The 14,519-nt window shown below is 47.0% G+C and carries 11 protein-coding genes, 1 tRNA gene, 1 CRISPR repeat array and 1 riboswitch (1 of these 14 running past the window's edge); of the genes, 3 read left to right on the forward strand and 9 right to left on the reverse strand.

Features of this window, described 5'->3' with window-relative positions; all coding sequences use genetic code 11:
* Positions 1 to 180: 180 nt before the first annotated feature.
* The 6 genes from EAE30_RS13715 to moaA form a co-directional block, all read right to left on the reverse strand.
* Positions 181 to 2,469, reverse strand: coding sequence for a zinc/cadmium/mercury/lead-transporting ATPase (locus EAE30_RS13715; protein ID WP_123016434.1), 2,289 nt, complete (start codon positions 2,467 to 2,469; stop codon positions 181 to 183).
* A 124-nt stretch (positions 2,470 to 2,593) separates the two neighbouring features.
* Positions 2,594 to 3,052 (reverse strand): molybdopterin synthase catalytic subunit MoaE, encoded by a 459-nt coding sequence (gene moaE / locus EAE30_RS13720; protein ID WP_123016435.1) that lies wholly within the window; start codon positions 3,050 to 3,052, stop codon positions 2,594 to 2,596.
* A gap of 1 nt (position 3,053) precedes the next feature.
* Positions 3,054 to 3,299 (reverse strand): molybdopterin synthase sulfur carrier subunit, encoded by a 246-nt coding sequence (moaD, locus tag EAE30_RS13725; protein ID WP_123016436.1) that lies wholly within the window; start codon positions 3,297 to 3,299, stop codon positions 3,054 to 3,056.
* Entirely contained in the window at positions 3,296 to 3,775 is a 480-nt protein-coding gene (moaC, locus tag EAE30_RS13730; protein WP_123016437.1) for a cyclic pyranopterin monophosphate synthase MoaC, read from the reverse strand. Before moaC ends, moaD begins: the two co-directional genes overlap by 4 nt.
* Before the next feature lie 12 nt (positions 3,776 to 3,787).
* Positions 3,788 to 4,294, reverse strand: a complete 507-nt coding sequence (gene moaB, locus EAE30_RS13735) for a molybdenum cofactor biosynthesis protein B (protein ID WP_123016438.1) — start codon at positions 4,292 to 4,294, stop codon at positions 3,788 to 3,790.
* A gap of 108 nt (positions 4,295 to 4,402) precedes the next feature.
* Entirely contained in the window at positions 4,403 to 5,392 is a 990-nt protein-coding gene (gene moaA / locus EAE30_RS13740) for a GTP 3',8-cyclase MoaA (RefSeq protein WP_123016439.1), read from the reverse strand.
* Positions 5,380 to 5,515: riboswitch (molybdenum cofactor riboswitch) on the reverse strand. Its footprint overlaps the gene before it by 13 nt.
* A gap of 174 nt (positions 5,516 to 5,689) precedes the next feature.
* Here moaA and yvcK point away from each other — a divergent pair.
* Positions 5,690 to 6,580 (forward strand): uridine diphosphate-N-acetylglucosamine-binding protein YvcK, encoded by an 891-nt coding sequence (yvcK, locus tag EAE30_RS13745; protein ID WP_123016440.1) that lies wholly within the window; start codon positions 5,690 to 5,692, stop codon positions 6,578 to 6,580.
* A 34-nt stretch (positions 6,581 to 6,614) separates the two neighbouring features.
* Here the strand turns inward: yvcK and luxU are convergent, their stop codons facing one another.
* From luxU to uvrB, 3 genes are all read right to left on the reverse strand, one after another.
* Entirely contained in the window at positions 6,615 to 6,962 is a 348-nt protein-coding gene (luxU, locus tag EAE30_RS13750) for a quorum-sensing phosphorelay protein LuxU (protein ID WP_123016441.1), read from the reverse strand.
* Positions 6,963 to 6,967: 5 nt separating this feature from the next.
* Entirely contained in the window at positions 6,968 to 8,380 is a 1,413-nt protein-coding gene (luxO, locus tag EAE30_RS13755; RefSeq protein WP_453891332.1) for a quorum-sensing sigma-54 dependent transcriptional regulator LuxO, read from the reverse strand.
* A gap of 268 nt (positions 8,381 to 8,648) precedes the next feature.
* A complete protein-coding gene (gene uvrB / locus EAE30_RS13760; RefSeq protein WP_123016442.1) occupies positions 8,649 to 10,679 on the reverse strand; it encodes an excinuclease ABC subunit UvrB in 2,031 nt (676 codons plus the stop codon).
* Positions 10,680 to 11,291: 612 nt separating this feature from the next.
* Between uvrB and EAE30_RS13765 the strand changes: the two genes are divergently transcribed.
* Positions 11,292 to 11,367 (forward strand) — tRNA-Asn (locus EAE30_RS13765).
* Between the two features lie 165 nt (positions 11,368 to 11,532).
* Positions 11,533 to 12,762 (forward strand): integrase domain-containing protein, encoded by a 1,230-nt coding sequence (locus EAE30_RS13770; protein WP_123016443.1) that lies wholly within the window; start codon positions 11,533 to 11,535, stop codon positions 12,760 to 12,762.
* A gap of 37 nt (positions 12,763 to 12,799) precedes the next feature.
* Positions 12,800 to 14,519: direct repeats of the CRISPR family, unit length 32 nt; unit sequence GTTTCAATCCACGCGCCTGCGGGAGGCGCGAC; it runs 221 nt beyond the window's last position.

A 14,519-nucleotide genomic window follows, 5' to 3' on the forward strand; every position in this document is an offset into this window, starting at 1 on the left:
TAAATAGGGATACACCACTTACTTTAAGTGATATTTCTGCCACCAGAATAGATCAGATTCACAAAACCCATAAGTAATGATCAAGAAATTACATGTTAATGTGATTTTTATCACATTATTACTTCCCTATCTTATCAATCTGACGACCTAGCCCCAGCACAGTATAGACGGCACTAATCGTTACGAGGATTTATGTCGCAACAAGCGTAACGCATTCATAGTCACCAACGCTGTTGCGCCACTATCGGCTAACACCGCTAACCACAGTCCTGTCATCCCTAAAATACTGGTGACCAAAAAGATCGCCTTTAAGCCGAGTGCAATCGACACATTTTGTTTAATATTGTTCACTGTGGCACGAGATAACACAATCATACTCGCTAATGCGGTTAAACGACTGTGAGTTAATGCGGCATCCGCAGTATCTAAAGCGACATCCGTACCGTTTCCCATGGCAATGCCGATATGCGCTGCTTTCATTGCTGGAGCGTCATTGATACCATCCCCAATCATGGCGACGCGATGGGTGCGAGCCAATTTCCGTACCGCTTTGACTTTATCTTCCGGTAATAACTGAGCTTGATAATCAATGCCCAATTGCTGGGCAATCCCTGCAGCGCTGCGCTCATTATCCCCCGTCAACATCACGCTACGAATACCTAGCTGCTGCAACTGTTCAATCGCCTGTTTGGCTTCTGCACGTATGGTGTCTTGCCACGCGATGGCGCCAACAAGCTCACCATCACGGAGCACACATGCCACCGTTTTACCCTGTGATTCGATTTGTTGCATGGAATCCCAACCCGCGCTGGCAGGACAAAAACGTGGCGATACCAATTGGTACTCTACTCCGTTGATGTGGCCTCGAACCCCCTGTCCCGCTTGAGTGCTTCTTTGCTCGGCTTCCTCAAACGCAATCTTGTTCTCTTGCGCATAGCGAATTAACGCCGTGGCAAGCGGATGAGAAGAGCCCGTTTCTATTGCCGCAACGTAGGACACCAATCGTTGCTCGTCCATATTCCCCACGACCAAAACGTCGGTCACTTGCGGATTCCCCTGCGTTAACGTGCCCGTTTTATCAAATGCCACGACATCAACGTTACCAAGCTGCTCTAGGGCCGCCCCGCCTTTCACCAAAGCGCCATGCTTTGTCACAGTCGCGAGCCCCGAGGTAATCGCCGCTGGCGTGGAGATTACCAGCGCACAAGGACATGCAATCAACAACGTCGCTAATCCACGATAAAGCCACGTATCCCAAGGCTGGGCAAACATGATGGGAGGAACAAACACTACCATCAGACCGACCAATAACATTAAAGGGGTATACCAACGGCTGAACCTATCTAAAAACCGCTCTAATGGGGCTTTGTGTGATTCCGCCTCTTCCATCAAGTGTAAAATACGATCAATGGTGTTCTCACCTTGGCGAGACGTAATTTCAATGCGCACCACATGATCAACCACAACACAACCCGCGGCGATATGAGCGCCTTTTTGATGTTCTACTGGTATCGATTCCCCCGTTAATGCACTTTCATCAACACTGACAACGTTATCGAGCAGACGGCCGTCCGCCGGTAAGCGACTGCCTGGGGTGACTTCAACCCAATCCCCTGGCTGTAATTCACTTGCAGAGACACTCTGGCGCTCATGACCGTTAAGACGAACAGCCGTATCGGGTACCAATGCCATCAAAGATTGCACGCCGCTGCGGGCTCGTGAAGCCGCGTAGCCTTCTAAGCGCTCACCAATCATGAAAAGAACAATGACCATGGCCGCTTCAGCGGTCGCTCCTAAATAGAGCGCGCCCAGTGCCGCCACTGACATCAAGGTTTCTATTCCAAATGGGGTGCCTGATTTGGCTAAACGCCATGCACTACAGGCGATGGGAAGCAACCCAATCAAACACACTAACGTATATACCCATTGGCTGATGGTGGTATTCCACAGGCCAGCCAGTGCAGCAATCGCGATTCCTAGACCAATGCCAAGAATGCGTTGTGTTTCGCTATCACGATACCAAGGAGTGGATTGATTCACTTGAGAAGAGGTGTGGGACGTTTGTTGTAAACGGAATCCACTGGCGCGAACCGCCGCCTCTATTTTTTGTTCTGTCTCCGCGTGGTCATAATTCACGACCAATTTTTCTGTACTGAAAATCACTTTCGCCGTTTGAATATCAGCCAGTTGCTTCACGGCTGTTTCGACTTTGCGCGCGCAGGAGGGACAGTCCATCCCGAGAATGGTCCAGCGCTGCTGATATTGTCCGGATCGTCGCTCGGGATCGTCATCGTCGTCATTCGGCGAATCGCCGCTACTGCAACACGATTGCGTTGAGGCATGACAATGACTGGCATGATGCTCGTCCGCATGAACATGTTTGTCTGAGCCCCCACAACACGATGCGTGTTGCTGGGCCGGCTGTGGCGCTGTTTTACTGGAACAGCATTCTTTATGTTTCGTACACATTAACCATTCTCTTTACCTGTGGATCATGGGAGAAGTATATAGGTTGGAGCCAAGTCCAAGGTCAAGCTTATTTTCCAGTGATAGACAATAAAAAAGAGCGCCTCTGCACTCTTTTTGTCCATCGTTATTCGGTTTGCCACCGCTGTGCGGCAAGCACATCCGACTCACGCGCATCTAACCACCTTGTGTCGCTCTTGGTACGTTCTTTTTTCCAAAATGGCGCTTGGGTTTTCAAATAATCCATAATGAAATCACAAGCCGAAAACGCCGCCTGACGATGAGCGCTAGCAACGGCAACCAAGACGATTTGGTCACCGAGGTCCAAATCACCGACTCGATGAATGAGGGTCACGCCAAGTAACGGCCAACGCTGTTCAGCCTGATCGACAATCGCATGTAAGGATTTTTCTGTCATCCCCGGATAATGTTCCAAGCTCAAACCAATGACGTTATCATTGAGATTCATATCGCGTACCTTGCCAACAAAACTGACAACCGCCCCAATGTTGGTGCGACTGGACAAGGTGTCGTATTCATCCGACAAGACAAAATCGTGCGCTTGCACCGCAATGTTTCTTACCATTTTACCCCCCAGTCACCGGTGGGAAAAAGGCCACTTCGTCACCATCATCAAGGGCAGTATCAAGTGGTACGATCGTTTGGTTCAATGCGGCTAACAATTTCCCACTCTCTAAGGCCAGCGCCCATTTATCTCCGCGGCTCGCTAACTGCTGACGCAACGTATCAATATCACGACAATCAGCCGCCACCGTCACACTGTCACACCCGACTAATTCACGCGTTTGCGCAAAAAATAATACGGTAATCATTCCACCACCTTAAAATGCCCAGACTTACCACCGGTTTTCTCGAGTAAACGTACCGACTCAATGACCATGTCTTTTTGTACGGCTTTGCACATATCGTAAATGGTTAAGGCCGCCACAGAAGCTGCCGTTAGCGCTTCCATTTCCACCCCCGTTTTGCCTGCCAACTTACAGACCGATTCGATACGTACTTGATGGGACGTTTCACAGGCTTCAATCTGCACTTCCACCTTGGACAATAATAAGGGATGACACAGTGGAATGAGTTCCCAAGTCCGTTTTGCCGCTTGAATACCAGCAATACGTGCCGTTGCAAAGACGTCACCTTTATGATGCTGACCAGACAGAATCATGTGCAGCGTCTCTGGCGCCATGGTCACCCACGCTTCCGCTCGCGCTTCACGCACGGTGTCTTGCTTCTGTGATACGTCCACCATGTTAGCTTCACCCGCATCATTAATATGCGTTAATTCAGACATTGGTATTCTCGCTTACAAATGAGGCATGAAGTTACATGGACGATGGGTAGAATCTAACTGATCACGAAGAATTTTTGTCCACGCGGTACGACACGCCCCAGTTGAACCTGGCATCGCAAAGATAACCGTATGATTTGCAAAACCCGCCAAGGCACGTGATTGAATTGTAGAAGTACCAATTTCTTCATAAGACACCGTACGAAATAGCTCACCAAACCCTTCGACTTCTTTGTCAAAGAGCGGCTTAATCGCTTCCGGTGTGCTATCGCGAGAAGTAAATCCAGTACCGCCAGTAATTAATACCACTTGAATGTCTTCGTCTGCAATCCACTGCGAGACAACCGCACGTATCAAATAGCGATCATCAATGATAATTTTCTTCTCAGCCAAACGATGCCCAGCATCTTTTAATGACTCCACCAAAAATTGACCTGACGTATCATTTTCTTCAGTGCGAGTGTCCGATACGGTTAAAACGGCAATATTTGCTGCTTGAAATTCACTGACTCCGTGACCCATAGTATTCCCCTTTCATTCTTTCATTATCGATGGCAGCTGTGTACTACAACTGTCTTTTATTCATTCATCACTCAACGGTGACTCATCGATGACCAGTGGCCCTTAAGGTTAACCACCAATCGATGCTAAATGTGGCGTCATTCCAGTATGACCATCATGTAAGTAGTGGCTAATCGACTTCCCTTGCAGGTGATCGTGAATTCTTGCCACCAGCGCCTCATGTTGATCATCCGATTGCAATAAGTCTCGCAATTCTACGCCTTCTTCACCAAATAGACACAAATGTAATTTACCCAATGCCGATACTCTTAAACGGTTGCACGTCTGACAGAAGTGTCGCTCATAAGGCATGATCAGTCCGACTTCTCCCAAATAATCTGGATGGGTAAACACTTTTGCAGGACCATCGGTCAACCCGCGCGGCTTCATACTCCAGCCGTTGGCGATCAGGGCATTTTGAATTTGCACTCCAGACACATGATGATTATCAAACAAGCTGTCCATATCGCCGGTTTGCATCAGCTCAATGAATCGCAGTTGAATCGCCCGATCTTTAATCCATGCGAGGAAGTCTGGCAAGGCTTGATGATTTAAGTGTTTAAGTAAAACGACGTTCACTTTGATCTGTTCGTAACCCGCAATAAACGCTTGGTCAATGCCGTCCATAACTTGATGGAAACGGTTTTGGCCAGTAATTTGCTGAAACATACGTGGATCGAGACTATCAATGCTGACATTAATGTTGTTTAAGCCAGCCGCTTTCCATTCATGGACATGATCCGCCATACGATAACCATTGGTCGTCGTGGCGACTTTTTCAATCCCTGGAATATTTGCGACCGTCGAAACAATCTCCAAAAAGTCTTTGCGTAATGTCGGCTCACCACCAGTAATACGGACTTTCGACGTGCCACAAGATGCAAACGTTCTCACAACGCGTTCGATCTCAGGCAGGCTCAGAAATGACGAGTTTTTATTCCCGGTAGGGTAATAACCATCGGGTAAACAGTAGGTACATTTAAAATTACATACATCAGTAACGGACAGGCGTAAGTAATTAAACTTACGCCGAAAACTATCTTCGAATTGTTGCGCCATGAAACACCTTTCCAAACACGGGAGGCACCCTCATTTCTAATGATGCCCGCGTGGCGGTATTGCCACAGGATTACACACCCTATCGATAAACGTAGGTGAGTAAACTCGGAGTTATGGCAACTGATTCACTTCCCATAAAAGAAAGGATCAGCAGCATGGCGTTAAAATACTGAATATTGGCAGCAGTTTCTACCCTCACAGAGAAAAAATTCCCTATTCAAATAAAACTTTCTATACTGTGCATCATCATTAAATCGTTGCCGCTCATGAGTAACGACCATTCAATTGAAAATAAGCATGTCATTACATAAAACGCATAAAGTCGTCGCGATTGGTGGCGGACATGGATTAGGGCGCGTACTCGCTGCGTTAAAAGAATTCGGAAGTAATGCGACAGGCATTGTTACCACGACGGACAATGGCGGCTCAACAGGTCGCATTCGCCATTGCCAAGGTGGCATTGCTTGGGGCGACTTGCGTAATTGCTTAAATCAGTTAATCACCGAGCCTTGTATCAGCTCCATGATGTTTGAGTATCGTTTTAAGGGATCCGGAGAGTTGGACGGGCATAACCTCGGTAACCTGATGCTCACCGCGTTAGGTAACCTCTCTGTGCGACCACTAGAGGCGATCAACCTCATCCGCAACATGCTGGATGTGCACGTCAATTTACTGCCCATGGCAGAGCACCCTTGTGACTTAGCGGCCCTATCGACGAGTGGTCAATGGGTCACCGGTGAAACCAACGTTGATGAAATGCAAGAACCCCTGCTGCGCTTGGATTTAGAGCCAGAAGTGCCAGCGACGAAGGAAGCCACATTGGCAATTCAACAAGCTGACTCCATCATATTGGGGCCCGGCAGCTTTTTGACCAGTGTCATGCCCCCCTTGCTCTTGCCGAAACTTGCTCATGCCATCGCCGCCAATAAAACAGCCAAGGTGATGTTCATAGAGAATCTGTGTCCAGAATTTGGTCCGGCACGGCTGATGACGTTACAACAAAAATTAGAATGGTGTGAACGAGCGTTCAAAGCACGTCCTATTGATGTGGTGATCGGTGAGCAACCTCATCCTGAACTCGAAGGACGGTGGCATTGCGTCACCCGTGAGCTGGCCTCATTAAATCGCAGTTGGCGTCATGACCGAATGAAATTACAGAGCGCCATTGAAGAACAAATGCGCCAATAGCAAAACGCCATTGCGGATGCAATGGCGTTCGAAATCAAGCCCCAGATGAAGGTTGAAGTCGCTCGTATCTCTCTCGAGTCTCTCGCAATAATTGGATTAAATGTTCGTATTCCGACATCACATCCATCTCCAACCCTAGTTTGACCATGCCATCAATCTCTATGGCCTTCGCACATAATTTATCCGCGCCAAAACTGGCAGCACTGCTTTTAAGTGCGTGGCTAATTTCTTTCAAATACTCACTATCGGCCTGAGCATGTTCTCGTAAGTTATTTTCGTAAGTTGTTAATTCACTTAAAAAAATACCCAATAGTACGGGTACATTCTCTTGGCCAATTTCACTGGCTAGCGTATCAATCTTATTTTTATTCAATAAGTCCATGCAGTCTAACTTTCCTTTTCTTTGATTTTCTGACTGTTCCACGTTTGTAATTTACGATACAAGGTTGACGGACTCACATCGAGATAGCCCGCCGCTCGTGGAATATTTCCATCACACGCCTCGATTGCTTGTTCGATGGCAAGCTTCTCAGTTAACCACAATGGACGAATGTCTCTCACAGACAATGACGATTCCGACGCTTCTGGTCGCGCATCGGTAATGGCCTTCTCCACTGGCTGATTCAGTGGCGGTGGCAACATGGTCAGCAAAATTTCACGGCCTTCATTCAACACCACCACATTACGCAATACGTTCTGCAACTGGCGCACATTACCTGGCCATTCATAATGCTTAAACCGCTCCACCACATCAGCCGACATTCTCACAAAGCCCTTGCCTTCCTCTTTCGACATAAACCCTAATAAGGAATAGGCAATTTCAATCACGTCTTCCCCGCGCTCTCGCAACGGTGGTAAATGCAGTGGAATCACGTACAAACGATAGTACAAGTCTTCACGAAAGCGTCCTTCTTGCACTTCTTTCCACGGATCCCGGTTGGTCGCGCAGACAAAGCGTACATCGACGCTTTTCATCTTCGAAGACCCCACTTTCTGGAATGTCCCTGTCTGAATAAAACGTAACAGTTTGGTTTGCAGATCCAAATCCATTTCGCACAGTTCATCCAAAAACAAAGTACCACCATCGGCAAGTTCAGCGGCCCCTTGGCGATCAGTGGCAGCGCCAGTAAACGCGCCTTTGACATGACCGAACAATTCACTCTCGATGAGATCTTTCGGAATGGCCGCACAGTTAATGGCAATAAATGGCTTATCCACTCGTTTACTGGCTGCATGAATCGCTTCGGCACACACTTCTTTGCCTGTACCACTTTCACCAGTAATAAAAATACTGGCTTTACTGCTGGCGGCAGAGTCAATGGTACGATACACCGCTTGCATTGTATGGCTACTGCCAATGAACCCCTGATAGTTCTGATTATCCGGGTCGAGTGCATCATCTTTTAATTTACTCGCCTTACGCATAGCATTATTGACCGTGACACGTAAGCGATCCGCTTCACAAGGTTTGAGCAAAAAGTCTTGTGCACCATGGCGCATTGCGTCAACCGCGGTGTCAATGGAACCATGGGCCGTCATAAAGACAATCGGAACATGTGGATGCTCACGTTTGACCGCGTATAACACATCCATACCCGTCATATCGGGCAGGCGCAAATCGAGTAAAATTAAGTCAGGTTCGCGCTCAGCGATCGACCGAATCGCATCCTGACCCGTACCGACAAGCGTAATATCAATATTTAATGGCGTCAGATACGATCGGTACAGTGCTGCCACTGATGCCGTATCTTCCACCATCAACAAATATTTGGAGTGTTGAGGGGGATATTCTAATTTCATAACCTAGCCGTAATAATATATTTGCATTTTGCGCAGAATCATCGCATTCATCATTGCATTTTGCAAAAACCAATCTTATTTTTCAGTCGATTCTCTACAACATCCTTTATTTATTAGGATTTTTATTATTGGCATGCTATATGCATATTATAAATATAACCCGCGAGGGTTACCTAGCCAACTGACGTTGTTAGTGAATTCGATGTTCACAATATTATAGCCAATAGAGTCTTTCTATTGGCTCTTTTTTTATGTCTCGTCTCTCAGTCTAACTATTCACAATAAACTGCTGTCGTAACGTTTCAAGCTTATCACGCAGTTTAGCCGCGGCTTCAAATTCTAAATTTTGCGCGTGCTGATACATGGTCGCTTCCAGTTTTTGCATCTCTTTCTCGAGTTCTTGTGGCGTCAGCGAGTCGTAATCCCCCGACTTCTCAGCAACTTTGTTCAGTGGAACCGCTTTTGCTTTCGGTGCTTTATTGCCTTTGGTTGCCTCACCCAGCTCCATAATATCGTTGATATTGGTTTTCAAAGCTTGTGGTGTGACCCCGAGCTTCTCGTTATGCAAATGCTGCTTTTCACGACGTCGATTGGTTTCATCAATGGCCAGTTTCATTGAGCGAGTGATGCGATCGCCGTAAAGAATCGCTTTTCCCTTCACATTCCGTGCAGCCCGTCCAATGGTCTGTATTAACGACCGCTCCGAACGTAAAAAGCCCTCTTTGTCCGCATCAAGTATGGCGACTAACGAGACTTCTGGCATGTCCAACCCTTCTCGTAATAAGTTGATCCCCACCAAAGCATCAAATTTGCCGAGCCTTAAATCACGAATAATTTCAACACGCTCAACGGTATCAATATCAGAATGTAAATACCGCACTTTGATGTCATGCTCGTATAAGTACTCGGTTAAATCCTCGGCCATACGTTTGGTTAATGTTGTCACCAATACCCGTTCGCCCTGTGCCGACCTTAGACGAATTTCGGAGAGCAAATCATCAACCTGTGTCGCCACAGGCCGCACTTCAATTTCCGGGTCCAACAGCCCCGTCGGTCGAACAACTTGTTCCACGACATCGCCGCCTGACTTATCTAATTCATATTGACTGGGTGTCGCTGAAACAAAAATCGTTTGAGGGGCTAACGATTCAAACTCATCAAATTTCAGTGGACGGTTATCCAAAGCAGAAGGTAACCGGAAACCGTATTCTACTAGTGTCTCTTTACGTGAACGGTCACCTTTGTACATCGCGCCAATTTGCGGCACCGTCACGTGAGACTCATCAATGACTAGCAAGCCGTCATGAGGAAGATAATCAAACAAGGTTGGTGGCGGCTCACCCTCATTACGTCCACTTAAATAACGCGAATAGTTCTCGATCCCCGAGCAGAAGCCCAGCTCGTTCATCATTTCAATATCAAACTGAGTGCGCTGAGTGATACGCTGCTCTTCTAGCAGCTTATTGTTCTCGTGAAGATGTTGCTGGCGCAGTTGCAGTTCTTGCTTAATATTCTCAATGGCGTCCAAGATTTTATCTCGGGGGGTAACATAGTGGGTTTTCGGATACACGGTAAAACGGGCTAAATCGCGCTGCTTAACCGCACCTGTCAGTGGATCAAACAAGCTGATTTTTTCAATCTCGTCGTCGAACATCTCAACTCGAACCGCTTCTTGTTCCGATTCAGCAGGAAAGATATCAATGACTTCCCCACGTACCCGGAACTGACCACGTTCGAACGTCATTTCATTCCGGGTATATTGCAACTCGGCTAACCGACGCAGCATATCGCGCTGATTGACCGTATCACCGCGACGCAAGTGCAGCATCATTTTCAAATAAGAGTCAGGATCGCCCAAACCATAGATAGCGGACACAGACGCAACAATAATGGCATCTTTGCGCTCGAGTAATGCTTTGGTCGCGGAAAGCCGCATTTGCTCAATATGCGCATTCACAGAGGCGTCTTTTTCAATAAATGTATCGGTGGTAGGTACGTACGCTTCGGGTTGGTAGTAATCATAGTAAGACACGAAATATTCAACGGCATTGTTGGGGAAAAAGCTCTTCATTTCTCCGTACAATTGCGCGGCTAAGGTTTTATTCGGTGCCAACACAATCGTAGGTCGATGTGCCTTGGCAATCACATTTGCCAAGGTAAAAGTTTTACCCGAGCCGGTCACACCTAATAGGGTTTGATGAGCCAAGCCGGCATCCACTCCCTCTAGAAGCGATGTGATGGCTTGTGGCTGATCACCTGCTGGTTGATAGTGTGACACTAATTCAAACGCTTTACTCATAAATCCCCTAAATCGTCCTACTCAATACTGATGGCCTATTTTGGCTGCTGATGTTCGTTAATAGCAAGCAGTTCCTCAAAGAATTATCTGTTGTGTATTGGCAAATAACACGACGAGAACTCGCCATAAAAATGCCTATTTTATTTATCATCATGAATTTCATTTTTTTAGGCTTAGTACTATAGATCCCCTGCGAGATGTCTGATATTATCCTCGACCCCGCAGTTATTACCGTCCAAAATCAGAAAAAACAATCCACGGCTTGTCCCCATTTTTTCTAAAAACCTTATAAATTCACAGTGATCACTCTCCCCTAATTTCTGGTTAAAAAGGTGTGATTAAATTAAAAAATACCTTTTATTACAACCAATTAGAAAGAATATCTTGTTTTTATAAAACCGCTCTATTTTTAATCCTGTGAATAAAAAAATAATAACCCCAAGGTAATACACACACTTATCCACAAAAATAGTGGATAAGTAAACACAGCCTAGAACTGGTAAGGGCTACAGAAATGTAAAGAAAAAAATAGCACTTTTTTATTATTTTTCGCCCGTAAAAACATTGACATAAAAAACCTCAATCGCTAGTATACGCCCCGCATCAAGCAATTCCCCCTTAGTTCAGTTGGTAGAACGGCGGACTGTTAATCCGTATGTCGCAGGTTCGAGTCCCGCAGGGGGAGCCAAATTCCAGAAGAAAGACGTCCTAGGACGTCTTTTTTTGTATCTAAACATAGCTATTTCAAGAGATTGCGTTCTCTTAACGTCTTTTCCTGACTCGTACTAGCTTAGAAGTTTAGGTACACAAATAGGTACATTGTCCGTATGTTCCAATTTACGGTGTACCAATCATGGCAAGAACAACTAAATCTTTAACAGATAAACAAATCTCTAACGCTAAACCACAAGGTAAAGAGTACACGCTCTTTGATGGTAACGGCCTTCGTCTACGTGTAAAACCAAACGGTACAAAGACGTGGCTATTCAACTATACACGTCCACACAACGGTAAACGCGCTAACATGACGTTTGGCAGTTACCCTAGTCTTTCCCTAACAAATGCACGAAAAAAGGCTCTAGGCGCGATAGAAACGCTACAAACTGGCATTGATCCTCAAGTCAAACTCAAGAACCAACAAACGATAGAGCAACAGCGCTTACTATCCACATTAGCTGAAGTCACAAACAGTTGGCTAACAGTAAAGAGCGCAACCATCAGTGAAAAAACAAAGGTGAACCTTCAGCGAGCTTTAAATCTTCATCTGCTACCGAAGCTTGGCAACACTCCTATCACTGAGCTTACTGCACCTCTAGTGATAAATACTCTTCAGCCACTTCAGGCTAAAGGACACCTAGAAACACTGAAAAGGATCTGCCAACGTGTGAACGAAATTATGAGTTTTGCTCAGAATAAGGGACTTATTGAGTACAACCCTTTAGCCAAAATCAGTTCTGCGTTCTTGAAACCTACCGTCACCAATATGAAATCAATAAGTGCCGACGAACTTCCTGAGTTAATGAGAACCCTAGGACGGGCCAGTATCATGTATACCACTCGATGTATGATTGAATGGCAACTGCATACCATGACCCGACCTATTGAGACCGCGCAAGCTCGTTGGGGTGAAATTGATTGGGATGAAAATCTATGGGTTATTCCAGCAGATAGAATGAAAAAACGAAGGGATCACCTAGTGCCTCTAACGCCGCAGACTTTAAATCTGTTGAATGAGATGAAAAAAATAAATGGTGGAAGCGAATACATATTCGCTTCCTATAAAGACCCGATGAGGCCGAGTAACAGCCAAACTGCTAACATCGCCCTTAAACGTATGGGCTTTAAAGACCGTTTGGTTTCCCATGGTCTAAGAGCTCTAGCTAGCACTACGCTAAATGAAACTAAACTCTTTCATAATGATGTCATTGAACTAGCACTAGCTCACGTGGACAAAAACCAGATTCGAGGTATTTACAACCGGGCTTTATATCTTAATCAACGTCGAGAAATGCTACGCTGGTGGAGTAACTATATCGAGGAGGCTTCTAAGGGAAGTTTATCTGTCTGTTCAACAAACCAATAAACACCTTATTGAGCTGCATAATATCGGCGTATGGAAGGCTTCAATCCACGCGCCTGCGGGAGGCGCGACCTCAAATAGATCCGTACTGGATTATGCCATTCATGTTTCAATCCACGCGCCTGCGGGAGGCGCGACAAGAGCTCCAGTGTGACGACCTATATCCACCATGTTTCAATCCACGCGCCTGCGGGAGGCGCGACTTAAGTTGGGCTGTTAACTCGGACGAATACGAGGGTTTCAATCCACGCGCCTGCGGGAGGCGCGACCATTATTGGGTGTATAGACCTAACTTGATTGATAGTTTCAATCCACGCGCCTGCGGGAGGCGCGACTAATTTTACTTTAGTTTGCGAAGAGTTAGGGATGTTTCAATCCACGCGCCTGCGGGAGGCGCGACAGAAACCAACATAAATGCAATATTCAATAATCCTGTTTCAATCCACGCGCCTGCGGGAGGCGCGACCAGTAAAGACCGTAACCTTCCAATCCATAATCAAGTTTCAATCCACGCGCCTGCGGGAGGCGCGACTTGAAAAACTTGGCATCGCTTGCGACTCTGGACAAGTTTCAATCCACGCGCCTGCGGGAGGCGCGACGCTAATGTAAAAACACAGCAGCAGATAGAAGATGTTTCAATCCACGCGCCTGCGGGAGGCGCGACGTTCACAATGGACACAGGCAACAAGCTGCAAACGTTTCAATCCACGCGCCTGCGGGAGGCGCGACTCCTTTTTCTTGATTGCGCTTAACTTCACTTTCAAGTTTCAATCCACGCGCCTGCGGGAGGCGCGACAAGTTGGTGATATCCAACCAGTATTTGATAAGGTTTCAATCCACGCGCCTGCGGGAGGCGCGACAAGATCCAATAGTTAGGCAATCAGTTTTTGGGATGTTTCAATCCACGCGCCTGCGGGAGGCGCGACTTTATGAAAGTTTATATTCATGGCAAGTTGACAAGTTTCAATCCACGCGCCTGCGGGAGGCGCGACAAACCTTGCATGGGATAACATCGACGCCAGACTAAGTTTCAATCCACGCGCCTGCGGGAGGCGCGACATAGAGATGCGGAGGAGGTTTCAGCAAGAGCTAGTTTCAATCCACGCGCCTGCGGGAGGCGCGACGGCATCGCCAAACTGTGCAGACGCGGTAATGATGTTTCAATCCACGCGCCTGCGGGAGGCGCGACCACACCGTGCGGAATGTCATTCAAAGAATTGATCGTTTCAATCCACGCGCCTGCGGGAGGCGCGACATACCCACACGAAGAAATGTTAAAGCGCCAATGCATGTTTCAATCCACGCGCCTGCGGGAGGCGCGACGTTGCACGAGTTAAAGAGACTTCACTTTAAACCAGTTTCAATCCACGCGCCTGCGGGAGGCGCGACCGCGTGTTGGCGCTGTTCCTCTAACAGTGGCGGGTTTCAATCCACGCGCCTGCGGGAGGCGCGACATAGGGCTAGTTTATCACTGAATTGCAGATAAAGTTTCAATCCACGCGCCTGCGGGAGGCGCGACAACAATGGCGCAGCTTGGTGCGATTCAGCATTTTGGTTTCAATCCACGCGCCTGCGGGAGGCGCGACGTGTTATTTGCGAGCTTATTAATTAAATCTTCTTGTTTCAATCCACGCGCCTGCGGGAGGCGCGACATAGGGCTAGTTTATCACTGAATTGCAGATAAAGTTTCAATCCACGCGCCTGCGGGAGGCGCGACAACAATGGCGCAGCTTGGTGCGATTCAGCATTTTGGTTTCAAT

It is taken from the genome of Vibrio zhugei (genome assembly GCF_003716875.1).
Taxonomy (GTDB): Bacteria; Pseudomonadota; Gammaproteobacteria; order Enterobacterales; family Vibrionaceae; genus Vibrio; species Vibrio zhugei.

Coding starts and splice junctions, on each gene's coding strand:
- EAE30_RS13715 (WP_123016434.1), bottom strand. CDS start 2,469: ATGTGTACGAAACATAAAGAATGCTGTTCCAGTAAAACAGCGCCACAG.
- moaE (WP_123016435.1), bottom strand. CDS start 3,052: ATGGTAAGAAACATTGCGGTGCAAGCGCACGATTTTGTCTTGTCGGAT.
- moaD (WP_123016436.1), bottom strand. CDS start 3,299: ATGATTACCGTATTATTTTTTGCGCAAACGCGTGAATTAGTCGGGTGT.
- moaC (WP_123016437.1), bottom strand. CDS start 3,775: ATGTCTGAATTAACGCATATTAATGATGCGGGTGAAGCTAACATGGTG.
- moaB (WP_123016438.1), bottom strand. CDS start 4,294: ATGGGTCACGGAGTCAGTGAATTTCAAGCAGCAAATATTGCCGTTTTA.
- moaA (WP_123016439.1), bottom strand. CDS start 5,392: ATGGCGCAACAATTCGAAGATAGTTTTCGGCGTAAGTTTAATTACTTA.
- yvcK (WP_123016440.1), top strand. CDS start 5,690: ATGTCATTACATAAAACGCATAAAGTCGTCGCGATTGGTGGCGGACAT.
- luxU (WP_123016441.1), bottom strand. CDS start 6,962: ATGGACTTATTGAATAAAAATAAGATTGATACGCTAGCCAGTGAAATT.
- luxO (WP_453891332.1), bottom strand. CDS start 8,380: ATGAAATTAGAATATCCCCCTCAACACTCCAAATATTTGTTGATGGTG.
- uvrB (WP_123016442.1), bottom strand. CDS start 10,679: ATGAGTAAAGCGTTTGAATTAGTGTCACACTATCAACCAGCAGGTGAT.
- EAE30_RS13770 (WP_123016443.1), top strand. CDS start 11,533: ATGGCAAGAACAACTAAATCTTTAACAGATAAACAAATCTCTAACGCT.